Raw genomic sequence first — 12,351 nt, forward strand, 5'->3', positions numbered from 1 at the left:
ACCCCATGGCACGCTTTTTCATCGATCGACCCATCTTCGCGTGGGTCATCGCCATCATCATCATGCTCGCCGGCGGCCTGGCCCTGTTCAAGCTGCCGGTCTCGATGTACCCCAACGTCGCACCGCCGGCGGTGGAAATCAGCGCCACCTACCCGGGTGCATCGGCCAAGGTGGTCGAGGACTCGGTGACGCAGATCATCGAGCAGAACATGAAGGGCCTTGATGGCCTGATCTACTTCTCCTCCAACAGCTCGTCCAACGGCCAGGCCACCATCACCCTGACCTTCGAGAGCGGCACCAACCCGGACATCGCCCAGGTGCAGGTGCAGAACAAGCTGCAGCTGGCCATGCCGCTGCTGCCGCAGGAAGTGCAGCGGCAGGGCATCAACGTGGCCAAGTCCAGCTCGGGCTTCCTGAACGTCATCGCGTTCGTGTCCGAGGACGGCAGCATGGACGCCAACGACATCGCCGACTATGTCGGTTCCAATGTCGTTGATCGTCTGAGCCGCGTGCCGGGCGTGGGCAACATCCAGGTGTTCGGTGGCAAGTACGCCATGCGCATCTGGCTGGACCCGAACAAGCTGCACACCTACGGCCTGTCCGTTGCCGAAGTGACCGCCGCGGTGCAGGCGCAGAACGCCCAGGTGGCGATCGGCCAGCTCGGCGGTGCGCCGTCGGTGAAGGGCCAGCAGCTCAATGCCACCATCAACGCGCAGTCGCGCCTGCAGACCCCCGAACAGTTCCGCAACATCATCCTGCGCGGCGCGCAGGACGGTGCCGAGCTGCGCCTGGGCGACGTGGCCCGCGTCGAGCTGGGTGCCGAATCCTACGACTTCGTCACCCGCTACAACGGCCAGCCGGCCAGCGGCCTGGCCGTCACCCTGGCCACCGGCGCCAACGCGCTGGATACCGCCGCCGGCGTGGACGCCGCGCTGGAAGACATGAAGAGCTTCTTCCCGGCCGGGCTGAAGGCGGAGATTCCGTACGACACCACGCCGTTCGTGCGCGTGTCGATCAAGGGCGTGGTGCAGACCTTGATCGAAGCGATCGTGCTGGTGTTCGTGGTGATGTACCTGTTCCTGCAGAACTTCCGCGCCACGCTGATCCCGACCATCGCCGTACCGGTGGTGCTGCTGGGTACCTTCGGCGTGCTGGCCATGCTCGGCTTCTCGGTGAACATGCTGACCATGTTCGCGATGGTGCTGGCCATCGGCCTGCTGGTGGACGATGCCATCGTGGTGGTGGAGAACGTCGAACGCATCATGTCCGAGGAAGGACTGTCGCCGCTGGAGGCCACCCGCAAGTCGATGGGCCAGATCACCGGCGCGCTGGTGGGCATCGGCCTGGTGCTGTCGGCGGTGTTCGTGCCGATGGCCTTCATGAGTGGCTCCACCGGCGTGATCTATCGCCAGTTCTCGGCCACGATCGTCTCGGCGATGGCGTTGTCGGTACTGGTGGCGATCGTGTTGACCCCGGCGCTGTGCGCGACCATGCTCAAGCCGCTGAAGAAGGGCGAGCACCATGTCGCCCACCGTGGCCTGGCCGGCCGCTTCTTCAATGGCTTCAACCGCGGCTTCGACCGCACCAGCGAAAGCTACCAGCGCGGCGTGCGCGGCATCATCCATCGCCCGTGGCGGTTCATGGGCATCGTGGCGGCACTGTTCGTGCTGATGGGTGTGTTGTTCGTGCGCCTGCCCAGCTCGTTCCTGCCCAACGAAGACCAGGGCGTGCTGATGGCGCTGGTGCAGGCGCCGGTCGGTGCCACCCAGGAACGTACGCTGGAGTCGATCCAGGCACTGGAAAACCACTTCCTGCAGAACGAAAAGGATGCGGTGGATTCGGTGTTCTCGGTGCAGGGCTTCAGCTTCGCCGGCATGGGCCAGAACGCGGGCATGGCCTTCGTCAAGCTGAAGGACTGGAGCGAGCGTGACGCCGACAACGGCGTGATGCCGATCACCGGTCGCGCGATGGCGGCACTTGGCCAGATCAAGGATGCCTTCATCTTCGCCTTCCCGCCGCCGGCCATTCCGGAGCTGGGTACCGCTTCGGGTTACACCTTCTTCCTGAAGGACAACAGCGGCCAGGGCCACGAGGCGCTGGTGGCTGCGCGCAACCAACTGCTCGGCCTCGCCGCCGGCAGCAAGAAGCTGGCCAACGTGCGCCCGAACGGCCAGGAAGACACGCCGCAGTTCCGTATCGATATCGATGCGGCCAAGGCGACCTCGCTGGGGCTGTCGATCGACCAGATCAACGGCACCCTGGCCGCCGCGTGGGGCAGCTCGTACATCGATGACTTCGTCGATCGCGGCCGCGTCAAGCGCGTGTTCGTGCAGGCCGACCAGCCGTTCCGCATGGTGCCGGAGGACTTCGATCTCTGGTCGGTGAAGAACGACAAGGGCGAGATGGTGCCTTTCAGTGCGTTCGCCAGCAAGCGCTGGGACTACGGTTCGCCGCGCCTGGAACGCTACAACGGTGTGTCGGCAATGGAAATCCAGGGCGAACCGGCCCCGGGTGTCGCCTCCGGTGATGCCATGGCCGAGATCGAACAGCTGGCCAAGCAGCTGCCGGCAGGCTTCGGCATCGAGTGGACGGCGATGTCCTACCAGGAACGCCAGGCCGGCTCGCAGACGCCGCTGCTGTACACGCTGTCGCTGATGATCGTGTTCCTGTGCCTGGCCGCGATGTATGAGAGCTGGAGCGTGCCGACCGCGGTGCTGCTGGCGGCCCCGCTGGGTATTCTCGGCGCGGTGCTGGCCAACACCTTCAAGGGCCTGGAACGCGACATCTACTTCCAGGTGGCGATGTTGACCACGGTGGGCCTGACCAGCAAGAACGCGATCCTGATCGTCGAGTTCGCCAAGGAAAACCTGGAGAAGGGCGCCGGCCTGATCGAGTCGATCATGCACGCCGTGCGCGACCGTTTGCGCCCGATCGTGATGACCTCGCTGGCGTTCGGCATGGGCGTGGTTCCGCTGGCGATCTCCACCGGTGCCGGCTCCGGCGCCAAGCAGGCGATCGGTACCGGCGTGCTTGGCGGCATGATCGTCGGCACCGTGCTCGGCGTGTTCTTTGTGCCGCTGTTCTTCGTGGTGGTGCAACGCGTGTTCAAGCGCAAATCCACGACGTAATCGAAACGGTTGCGCCGGCCCCAGGCTGGCGTTATCGAAACGGTAGTGCCGGCCGCTGGCCGGCATCACCTCCTGCCTTCCGGCAGTACCGATGGAAGTCATTCCCATGAAAAGTGCATCCCTGTTCCTTTCCATCACCGCCGCGCTTGCGCTGGCCGGCTGCTCCACACTGGTCCCGAAAGACACCGCCGTCGCCCCGGCGATTCCGGCGCAGTGGCCGGCTGAAGCGGCGCAGGGCCAGGTGGCCGATGTCGCCACCGTCGGCTGGCGCGACTTCTTCACCGATGCGCGACTGCAGCAGGTGATCGACCAGTCGCTGCAGAACAATCGCGATCTGCGCGTGGCCGTGCTCAATGTCGAGCGCGCGCGTGGCCAGTACCGCGTGCAGCGCGCCGACCGCGTGCCCGGCGTGGCCGTTACCGGCCAGATGGACCGCCGCGGCACCGACGCCGGTGTCACCGAGCAGTTCAGCGCCGGTGTCGGCGTGGCCGACTTCGAGCTGGACCTGTTCGGTCGCGTGCGCAATCTCAGTGAGGCCGCACTGCAGCAGTATTTCGCCGTGGCCGCCAACCGCCGCAACGCGCAGCTGAGCCTGGTGGCCGAGACCGCCACCGCGTGGCTGACCTACGGGGCCGACGCGCAGCAGCTGAAGATCGCCGAGGCCACGCTGAAGACCTACGAGGACTCGCTGCGCCTGGCCGAAGCCCGCCACGAACGCGGTGGTAGTTCAGCGCTGGAGCTGACCCAGACCCGCACGCTGGTGGAAACCGCGCGCACCGATGCCGCACGCCTGCGCGGCCAGCTGGCCCAGGACCGCAACGCGCTGGCCCTGCTGGCCGGTGGCCAGCTCGATCCGGCGCTGTTGCCGGACAGCATCGAGCCGCAGCTGCTGGCGTTGGCACCGCCGCCAGCCGGACTGCCCAGCGACGTGCTGCTGCAGCGCCCGGACATCATGGCCGCCGAACACCAGCTGCTGGCCGCCAACGCCAACATCGGTGCAGCACGCGCGGCGTTCTTCCCGAGCATCTCGCTGACCGGCAGCATCGGCAGCGGCTCGAACGAACTGTCCAACCTGTTCGACAGTGGCACGCGCGTGTGGAGTTTCCTGCCGAAGATCACGTTGCCGATCTTCCAGGGTGGCAAGCTGCGCGCCAACCTGGCTATCGCCAACGCCGATCGTGATATCGCGCTGGCACAGTATGAGAAGGCGATCCAGATCGGTTTCCGCGAGACCGCCGATGCACTCGCGTTGAACGTCAGCCTGGACGAGCAGGTGGGGGCACAGGCACGTCTGGTCGACGCGGCCGAGCAGGCCAACCGTCTGTCGCAGGCGCGTTACGACGCCGGCCTGGACAGCTTCGTGACCCTGCTCGACGCACGGCGTACCGCCTACAGCGCGCAGCAGACGCAGCTGCAGGCGAAGCTGGCGCAGCAGGCCAACCGCATCACCCTGTACAAGGTGCTGGGCGGCGGCTGGCACGAACGCGGGTAGTGCCGGCCGCTGGCCGGCAACGCGTTGGATCATCGGAGATCGTGCATCTGCCGGCCAGCGGCCGGCACTACCGGTGGGTAGGGTTACACCGCTGTAAAAGGTGCTGGGCGGCGGCTGGCACGAACGCGGGTAGTGCCGGCCGCCGGCCGGCAACGCATTGGATCATCGGAGATCGTGCATCTGCCGGCCAGCGGCCGGCACTACCGGCGGGTAGGTTTACACCGCTTCATCATCGCGCGGTGCGGCGCGGCAGGCGCGCACACGAACCAGTGCGTCGCCGGCTTCGCGCGCCATGCGCTCGTACTCGGCGCGGATCTCCTCCAGCCGCTCCTCGTCCATCTCTTCCAGGTCCAGCAGTTCGTTGTTGGCCTCGGCAGTGGCCCGGATCAACTCGTCCAGCTTGATCTGCATCGCCGCGGTATCGGCGTTCTGCGTGTGCTGGATCAGGAACACCATCAGGAAGGTGATGATGGTGGTGCCGGTATTGATCACCAGCTGCCAGGTGTCGTTGAAGTGGAACAGCGGGCCGGTCACGCCCCACACCACCACGATCGCCACCGCCGCCAGGAAGGTCCATGGCGAACCGGTGGCGCTTGCCGCCTTCTTGGCGATCGTGTTGAACAGGTTCCTTGCTTTCATCGTCGTCGTCCCACCCAAGTGACGAGGATGATCGGCAGTGCCTCGTGCAGAAGCCGTGCAGTCCCGGACGAGACTCAGGCGCGCAGGCGCGGGGCGTCCTGCAGGCGCACGCGGCTGGTCTGATACACATGCTGCCAGCAGCGGTCGACGAACTCGCGTGCCTGGGCTTCGCTCAGCCGCGGCATGATCTGCAGCGCGTACTGGGTCTGGAACATCTCATCGCGCTGGGCATTGCTGGCGCGTGGCTGGGTGATCAGCGAATCGCAGGCGAACTTGATCCACGGCACGTAGGAACCGAACGAGTTGTGCGGCAGCGCGCCGTCGGCATGCTGGCGGCGCCAGTGGTCAAGTTCGGCGTCGACATTGATGACCGGGGGGATGGCGGGGACTTCAGCGTGCATGACGATCCAATCGGTTGAGGTGGATGGGAGTGGGGGGTGATCGCAGTGTGGCGTAGGCACCGGTGCATGCCGCGTCAGCGCGGCGTGCAGCCGGTGTTGCCATCGATCAGCTGGGCCTGCGGCACCGCGCCGAGCTCCTGGGCGATGTCGGCCATCGCGTTGCACAGCCGCACGTGATCGCGCGGGTGATCGCGGGTGACTTCCTCCTGCATGCCCTGGAACGCGCTCCAGAAGGCGGCGCTGCTGCGATACAGGACGAACTGCTGCATCAATCGTTCGCGGATGCCGGCCAGGGCCGGCTCGGGCAGGGGACAGACGGCGTGCGCGCACATGGGCTGGCTCCGCCGGGACAGGGGGCCCCGGTCACCCCACCGTAGGCGTCCCTGGTAGGCGGCATGTTAGCGGTGCGTGTGCAACGCCTGCAGATGACTGTGCGCTGGCGCACATCACCGGGCGAAGACGCTGCCGGCACAAGGCTGTGCCGGCGCTGAAGGGTTCATTAAGCGGATTCAACGGCACACTGCGCGGTGCTCATTCGCCAATGTCTTCGTTCCAGATCTCCGGATGCTGCGCAATGAAACCACCGAGCAGATCGACGCATTCCTGGCTGTCCAGGTCGATCACGTTGACACCATTGCCGCGCAGCCAGTCGATGCCGCCCTGGAAGGTGCGCGATTCGCCCACCACCACGGTGCCGATGTTGAACTGGCGCACCAGGCCCGAGCAGTACCAGCACGGCGCCAGCGTGGTGACCATGATGGTGTCCTGGTAGCGGCGCTGGCGGCCAGCCTTGCGGAAGGCATCGGTCTCGCCGTGCACCGACGGGTCGCCTTCCTGCACGCGGCGGTTGTGGCCGCAGCCGAGCAGGCGGCCGTCGTTGTGGTACAGGGCCGCGCCGATCGGCACGCCGCCTTCGGCCAGGCCCTGGCGGGCTTCGGCGATGGCGGTCTGCAGCAGGGCCTGGTAGTCGGGCGTGGTGATCATGCGGGGCTCCGGTAAGTCGTGGCTGGCCATGATACGGGCAGGGGGTGCCGCTGGCTCCCGGCGGTGCGATAATCGGTCCATGAGCGAATCCCCCTACAAAGCCGGTACCACCCATTTCGGGTTCCGCGACGTCGCCGCCAAGGACAAGCAGAAGCTGGTCGGGCAGGTGTTCACCTCGGTCGCGCGCAACTACGACCTGATGAACGACCTGATGAGCCTGGGCGTGCACCGGGCGTGGAAGCGCTACTACGTGGCCACCGCGCAGGTGAAGCCGGGCGACCGCGTGCTTGATCTGGCCGGCGGCACCGGCGACATCGCCGCGCTGCTGAAGGAACGTGTCGGCGCCGAGGGCTCGGTGGTGCTGGGCGACATCAACGCCGGCATGCTGTCGGTCGGCCGCGACCGCCTGACCAACCGCGGCCTGGTGCTGGGCCTGGACTACGTGCAGTGCAATGCCGAAGCCCTGCCGTTCCCGGACAACAGCTTCGATCTGGTCACCATCGCCTTCGGCCTGCGCAACGTGACCGACAAGGACGCCGGCCTGCGCGAGATGTACCGCGTGCTGAAGGTGGGCGGCCAGGCCCGCGTGCTGGAGTTCTCCGAAGTCACCGCCGACTGGTTCAAGCCGATCTACGACTTCCACTCGTTCAGGATCCTGCCGAAGCTGGGCAAGCTGTTTGCCAACGATGCGGACAGCTACCAGTACCTGGCCGAGAGCATCCGCAAGCACCCGCCGCAGGACGAACTGAAGGCGATGATGGGGCAGGCCGGGTTCGAGCGCTGCCACTACAAGAACCTGACCGGCGGCATCGTCTCGATCCATTCCGGCTACAAGCTGTAATCCCGGTGTTCCGGTAGTGCCGGCCGCTGGCCGGCATCTGCGCGGCCAATTACCGGGTGACGGGGTTGCCGGCCAGCGGCCGGCACTACCGGCGCTGTGCCCGCCATTACCCCGCACCGCGCAACGCCTGCGGGGCCGGACGGAGGTACCATTGGGGTTTGATCCCCGTAACGGTCCCGATTCATGCGTAATCCGCTGATCCTCCTTCCGCTGGCCGTGGCCCTGGCCGCCGGCTGCTCCCAGGAGGCGGCCGCGCCCGCCGCCGCTCCGACTGCCGAAAAGGCCCCTGCCGCCCCCGTGAACGCCGAGAACCGCAGCCACGACGAAAGCTCGTACGCCGAGCCGGACAAGGTCGTCATCAAGGACATCGCGCTGGATCTGAAGCTGGACTTCGACCAGAAGCAGATTGGCGGCACCGCCACCTACACCCTGGAATGGAAGCAGAAGGACGCCCAGCAGCTGGTGCTCGACACCCGCGAGCTGACCGTGTCCAAGGTCGAGGCCGTCGCCGCCGATGGCGCGCGCAGCCCGCTGAAGTTCGAGCTGGCCCCGGTCGACAAGGTGTTCGGCAGCAAGCTGACCATCGAGGCCCCGGAACAGCCGGCCAAGGTGGAAGTGAGCTACCACACCGCACCGACCGCCTCGGGCCTGCAGTGGCTGGCGCCGTCGATGACCGAGGGCAAGAAGCTGCCCTTCATGTTCAGCCAGTCGCAGGCCATCCACGCCCGTTCGTGGGTGCCGCTGCAGGACACCCCGAGCGTGCGCTTCACCTACAGCGCGCACGTGGTCTCGCGCCCGGACGTGATGGTGCTGATGAGCGCCGACAACGATCCCAAGGCCGCGCGTGACGGTGACTACACCTTCAAGATGCCGCAGCCGATTCCGTCCTACCTGCTGGCCATCGCCGCCGGCGACCTGGTGTTCGAGCCGATCTCCGGCCGCTCCGGCGTCTGGGCCGAGCCGACCATGGTCAACAAGGCCGCCAAGGAATTCGAAGACACCGAGAAGATGATCGGTGCCGCCGAAAAGCTGTACGGCGAATACCGCTGGGGCCGCTACGACATGCTGGTGCTGCCGCCGTCGTTCCCGTTCGGCGGCATGGAAAACCCGCGCCTGACCTTCGCCACGCCCACCGTGATCGTCGGCGACAAGTCGCTGGTCTCGCTGGTCGCCCACGAACTGGCGCACAGCTGGTCGGGCAACCTGGTGACCAACGCCAGCTGGAAGGACATCTGGTTGAACGAAGGCTTCACCACCTACGTCCAGGGCCGCATCACCGAAGCCCTGTACGGCAAGGAAATGGCCGAGATGGAGAAGCAGATCGATCAGACCGATCTGCTGGCCGAAGTGAAGGACATGAGCCCGGCCGACCAGGCGCTGGCGCTGCCGCCGCTGAACGAGCGTGACCCCGACGAAGCCCTCAGCCAGGTGGCCTACGTCAAGGGTTCGTGGTTCCTGGAGTTCCTGGAACAGCGCTTCGGCCGCGAGACCTTCGATCCGTTCCTGCGTGGCTGGTTCGATGACCACGCCTTCCAGAGCGCGAACACCGACCAGTTCGTCGACTACATGAAGAAGAACCTGCTGCCGAAGAACCCGTCGGCAGTGACCGAGGCCGAACTGAAGGCGTGGCTGGACGAGCCGGGCATCCCGGCGTTTGCGGCCAAGGCGCAGTCGCGCAACTTCAGCAGCGTCGATACCGCGCGCATCGCCTTTGCCAGCGCCGGCACGGTGCCCAGCAGCCAGGTCATCGCCGACTGGAGCACCCAGGAATGGGTGCGCTTCATCGACGGCCTGGGCGCGACCCAGCCGCTGGACAAGCTGGCCACGCTGGACAAGGCCTTCCACTTCACCGGCACCCCGAATGGCGAGATCGCCATGCGCTGGTACCCGCTGGCGATCCGCAGCGGCTACGAGCAGGCCAATGAAGGCGCGGCTGCATTCATCGAGCGCGTCGGCCGTCGCAAGCTGATCATGCCGATCTACGCCGAACTGGTGAAGACCCCGAAGGGGCTGGAGCTGGCCAAGCAGGCCTTCGAGAAGGCCAAGCCGGGCTACCACCCGATCACGACTGCCTCGGTGCAGGACATGCTGGCCAAGGCTGAAGCCAAGTAAGCGGTAGTGCCGGCCGCTGGCCGGCAACCGGTCACTGCTTCACCACCAACGGCGGGGAAACCCGCCGTTGGTGTATCCGCTTTTCGCTGCCGATAGAATCGGGATGCACTCGCATAGGACCTCCGCCATGAAACGACTGATCCTGCTTACCGCCTGTACCCTGGCCCTGGCCGCCTGCAGCAACCCCGAGGAAGAGCGCAAGGCGCAGGAAGCCGCCGCGGCGGCCGTGCAGGCGCAGAAGGAGGCCAAGGCCGATGACGTGGCCAAGCAGTACGACATGGCCGTGGCCGCGCAGGACTGGGAGCGCGCGCGGCTGCATGGCGCCTCGTTGCTGGACCAGTACAAGGACACCGCCGCCGCCGAGCGCATCGCCGCCGGATTCGATGAAGTGAAGGCCAAGGGCGATGCTGCGCGGGATCTGCGCCGCATGCAGGGGCTGTGGCAGTACAACCAGATTCCGGTGGGCAACAAGGGCCACCAGATCTCGGCGCAGATTTTCAGCAAGGAGCGCGTGGACGTGGATGGCAGCGGTGCCAAACCGGTGCAGCTGGTGTTCCGCGACCATCCGGAGTGGAAGCGGCACGCCTACCTGGTGCTGCAGGCCGGCGATTTCCGCTGCCCGCAGTGCACGGTGAAAGTGACCGTGGACGATGGCAAGCCGGTGTCGATGGCGGCCTGGCGCCCGAAGACCGATGAAGCCATCGCGCTGTTCATCACCGACCAGAAGGCGCTGTGGAAGCTGGCGCGCAAGGGCAAGTCGATCAGCATCGAATTCCCGGTCAAGGCCGGTGGTACCCGCACGGCGGTGTTCGAGACCGGTGGCGTCGACGCCAGTCGCATGCCGCAGTGGTGGCAGTAATGGCGGCGGCGGGCAGTGCCGTGCAGGCGTTGTCCGCGATCCGCCACTGGGTGTTTGACATGGACGGCACGCTGACCGTGGCCGTGCATGATTTCGCCGCGATCCGCCGTGCGCTGCAGATCGCCGCCGAGGAAGACATCCTCGACCATATCGCGGCACTGCCGGACGCGCCGGCACAGGCCAAGCGCGCATGGCTGCTGGATCACGAACGCGCGCTGGCCGAGGGCGCGCTGCCGGCGCCGGGCGCGGTGAGGCTGCTGCGCGCGCTGGCTGGCGTAGGTTGCCGGCTGGGCATCCTGACCCGCAACGACCACGCGCTGGCGAAACTGACGCTGGAGGCGATCGGAGTCGGCGCGCTGTTCGACGATGCCGACATCATCGGCCGCGACGAAGCGATACCCAAGCCCTCGCCGGATGGACTACAGCAGCACCGGCGGCGCTGGGGCGTGGCGGCCGCGGACATGGTGATGGTCGGTGATCACGGCTATGACCTGGAGTGCGGCCGTGCTGCAGGCACCCGTACGGTGCTGGTCAATCTGCCGGAAAACCCGTGGCCGGGCAGCGCCGATTGGCATTTCGCCGATTGCCGCGCGCTGCTGGCGGCGTGGCAGGCCGCATGACCGTGTAGAGCCGAGCCCACGCTCGGCTGCTCTGCGGTCAGACCGCGCTGGCACGTGCCAGCCGAGCGCGGGCTCGGCTCTACAGAGAGCAGGCACCGTGTCGGTCGAAAGTTCCGGTAGTGCCGGCCGCTGGCCGGCAGTGTCGACCAAGGTCGACACCTGCCAGGGCACAGCGTGTCGACCCAGGTCGACACCCGCCGGGCAGATGCGCGGGCAGTTCGGTTACGCGTTCAACGCGTAACCGAACTGCTGCTTGAACTGCTCGTTGAACTCATCGAAGGTGAAGCGCTGGTTCTGGGTACCCGGGTGCTCGACCTTCAGCGCGCCCATCAGGTTGCCCATGCGGCCGATGGTCAGCCAGTCGTAGCCCTTCTGGATGCCGTAGATCAGGCCGGCGCGGAAGGCGTCGCCACAGCCGGTCGGGTCGACCACGCGGCGCTCGTGCGCCGGCGGGATGTCGTAGCTCTTTTCCGGGGTGTGGATGACCGCGCCCTTCGGGCCGCGGGTGGTGATGTAGGCCTTCACCCGGCTGACGATTTCCTGTTCGTCCCAGCCGGTGCGCTCCTGCAGCAGGTTCGACTCGTAGTCGTTGACCACCACGTAGTCGGCCTGTTCGATGAAGGCGCGCAGCTCCGGGCCGTTGAACAGCGGCATGGCCTGGCCCGGGTCGAAGATGAACGGAATGCCGTCCTCGTGGAATTCCACCGCGTTCTGGATCATGCCCTCGCGGCCGTCCGGGCCGACCAGGCCCAGGGTCACGCCGGGCACGCCGCGCACGTGGTTCTCGTAGGAACGCATCATCGCGCCCGGGTGGAAGGCGGTGATCTGGTTGTTGTCGTGGTCGGTGGTGATGAACGCCTGCGGGGTGAACAGCTCATCGATCACGCGCACGCGCGACAGGTCGATGCCCAGGCCTTCGAAGTACTCGCGGTACGGGCCGAAGTCCGAACCCACGGTGCCCATCGGGATCGGCTGGCCGCCCAGCAGGTGCAGGTTGTAGGCGATGTTGCCGGCGCAGCCGCCGAACTCGCGGCGCATGCGCGGGACCAGGAAGGACACGTTCAGGATGTGCACCTTGTCCGGCAGGATGTGATTCTTGAACTGGTCCGGGAACACCATGATGGTGTCGAAGGCAAGAGAACCACAGATCAGAGCGGACATCGATGTAAGCCTATGCGGTGAATTTTGGGGTGGGCCGGCCCGGTTCAGCAGGCAAGCAAACGGCGCCCTTGGGCGCCCGACGGCGCAAAGGTTACCCGCTGGTGCCGCTCAGGG

The 12,351-nt window shown here is 66.5% G+C and carries 11 protein-coding genes; 6 read left to right on the forward strand and 5 right to left on the reverse strand.

Annotated features, from left to right (window positions below):
- The first annotated feature begins 5 nt into the window (after window positions 1–5).
- Both smeE and smeF read left to right on the forward strand, forming a co-directional pair.
- The gene (gene smeE / locus C9412_RS12820) at window positions 6–3,128 is read left to right on the forward strand and encodes a multidrug efflux RND transporter permease subunit SmeE (RefSeq protein ID WP_107231969.1); all 3,123 of its coding nucleotides are present in this window, start codon (window positions 6–8) and stop codon (window positions 3,126–3,128) included.
- A gap of 91 nt (window positions 3,129–3,219) precedes the next feature.
- Window positions 3,220–4,620 carry a multidrug efflux RND transporter outer membrane subunit SmeF gene (gene smeF / locus C9412_RS12825; protein ID WP_146160161.1) on the forward strand — a complete coding sequence of 467 codons (1,401 nt, stop codon included), beginning with the start codon at window positions 3,220–3,222 and terminating at the stop codon, window positions 4,618–4,620.
- A 216-nt stretch (window positions 4,621–4,836) separates the two neighbouring features.
- Here the strand turns inward: smeF and C9412_RS12830 are convergent, their stop codons facing one another.
- The 4 genes from C9412_RS12830 to C9412_RS12845 all read right to left on the reverse strand — a co-directional run bounded on the left by C9412_RS12830 (window position 4,837) and on the right by C9412_RS12845 (window position 6,644).
- Complete coding sequence (locus C9412_RS12830; RefSeq protein WP_107231971.1) at window positions 4,837–5,259, reverse strand: low affinity iron permease family protein; 423 nt, start codon at window positions 5,257–5,259, stop codon at window positions 4,837–4,839.
- Between the two features lie 74 nt (window positions 5,260–5,333).
- Complete coding sequence (locus tag C9412_RS12835; RefSeq protein ID WP_107231972.1) at window positions 5,334–5,660, reverse strand: hypothetical protein; 327 nt, start codon at window positions 5,658–5,660, stop codon at window positions 5,334–5,336.
- A gap of 74 nt (window positions 5,661–5,734) precedes the next feature.
- Window positions 5,735–5,992 carry a hypothetical protein gene (locus C9412_RS12840; protein WP_107231973.1) on the reverse strand — a complete coding sequence of 86 codons (258 nt, stop codon included), beginning with the start codon at window positions 5,990–5,992 and terminating at the stop codon, window positions 5,735–5,737.
- A 199-nt stretch (window positions 5,993–6,191) separates the two neighbouring features.
- Window positions 6,192–6,644 (reverse strand): nucleoside deaminase, encoded by a 453-nt coding sequence (locus C9412_RS12845; protein WP_107231974.1) that lies wholly within the window; start codon window positions 6,642–6,644, stop codon window positions 6,192–6,194.
- A gap of 79 nt (window positions 6,645–6,723) precedes the next feature.
- On the opposite strand from C9412_RS12845, the gene ubiE reads away from it, so the two are divergent.
- The 4 genes from ubiE to C9412_RS12865 all read left to right on the forward strand — a co-directional run bounded on the left by ubiE (window position 6,724) and on the right by C9412_RS12865 (window position 11,076).
- Window positions 6,724–7,485 (forward strand): bifunctional demethylmenaquinone methyltransferase/2-methoxy-6-polyprenyl-1,4-benzoquinol methylase UbiE, encoded by a 762-nt coding sequence (gene ubiE / locus C9412_RS12850; protein WP_107231975.1) that lies wholly within the window; start codon window positions 6,724–6,726, stop codon window positions 7,483–7,485.
- A 183-nt stretch (window positions 7,486–7,668) separates the two neighbouring features.
- Window positions 7,669–9,597, forward strand: a complete 1,929-nt coding sequence (locus tag C9412_RS12855) for a M1 family metallopeptidase (protein ID WP_107231976.1) — start codon at window positions 7,669–7,671, stop codon at window positions 9,595–9,597.
- Between the two features lie 127 nt (window positions 9,598–9,724).
- Window positions 9,725–10,456 (forward strand): hypothetical protein, encoded by a 732-nt coding sequence (locus tag C9412_RS12860; RefSeq protein ID WP_107231977.1) that lies wholly within the window; start codon window positions 9,725–9,727, stop codon window positions 10,454–10,456.
- A complete protein-coding gene (locus C9412_RS12865) occupies window positions 10,456–11,076 on the forward strand; it encodes an HAD family hydrolase (RefSeq protein ID WP_107231978.1) in 621 nt (206 codons plus the stop codon). The genes C9412_RS12860 and C9412_RS12865 overlap by 1 nt, the downstream gene beginning before the upstream one ends.
- Before the next feature lie 222 nt (window positions 11,077–11,298).
- On the opposite strand, the gene C9412_RS12870 is transcribed toward C9412_RS12865, so the two are convergent.
- Complete coding sequence (locus tag C9412_RS12870; protein ID WP_107231979.1) at window positions 11,299–12,237, reverse strand: carbohydrate kinase family protein; 939 nt, start codon at window positions 12,235–12,237, stop codon at window positions 11,299–11,301.
- Window positions 12,238–12,351 lie beyond the last annotated feature (114 nt).

The organism is Stenotrophomonas sp. Nf1, from assembly GCF_003028475.1.
GTDB lineage: Bacteria > Pseudomonadota > Gammaproteobacteria > Xanthomonadales > Xanthomonadaceae > Stenotrophomonas.

Bases quoted from the DNA above. Each gene is read 5' to 3' on its own strand.
- smeE (WP_107231969.1), top strand. From the start codon at position 6: ATGGCACGCTTTTTCATCGATCGACCCATCTTCGCGTGGGTCATCGCC.
- smeF (WP_146160161.1), top strand. From the start codon at position 3,220: ATGGAAGTCATTCCCATGAAAAGTGCATCCCTGTTCCTTTCCATCACC.
- C9412_RS12830 (WP_107231971.1), bottom strand. From the start codon at position 5,259: ATGAAAGCAAGGAACCTGTTCAACACGATCGCCAAGAAGGCGGCAAGC.
- C9412_RS12835 (WP_107231972.1), bottom strand. From the start codon at position 5,660: ATGCACGCTGAAGTCCCCGCCATCCCCCCGGTCATCAATGTCGACGCC.
- C9412_RS12840 (WP_107231973.1), bottom strand. From the start codon at position 5,992: ATGTGCGCGCACGCCGTCTGTCCCCTGCCCGAGCCGGCCCTGGCCGGC.
- C9412_RS12845 (WP_107231974.1), bottom strand. From the start codon at position 6,644: ATGATCACCACGCCCGACTACCAGGCCCTGCTGCAGACCGCCATCGCC.
- ubiE (WP_107231975.1), top strand. From the start codon at position 6,724: ATGAGCGAATCCCCCTACAAAGCCGGTACCACCCATTTCGGGTTCCGC.
- C9412_RS12855 (WP_107231976.1), top strand. From the start codon at position 7,669: ATGCGTAATCCGCTGATCCTCCTTCCGCTGGCCGTGGCCCTGGCCGCC.
- C9412_RS12860 (WP_107231977.1), top strand. From the start codon at position 9,725: ATGAAACGACTGATCCTGCTTACCGCCTGTACCCTGGCCCTGGCCGCC.
- C9412_RS12865 (WP_107231978.1), top strand. From the start codon at position 10,456: ATGGCGGCGGCGGGCAGTGCCGTGCAGGCGTTGTCCGCGATCCGCCAC.
- C9412_RS12870 (WP_107231979.1), bottom strand. From the start codon at position 12,237: ATGTCCGCTCTGATCTGTGGTTCTCTTGCCTTCGACACCATCATGGTG.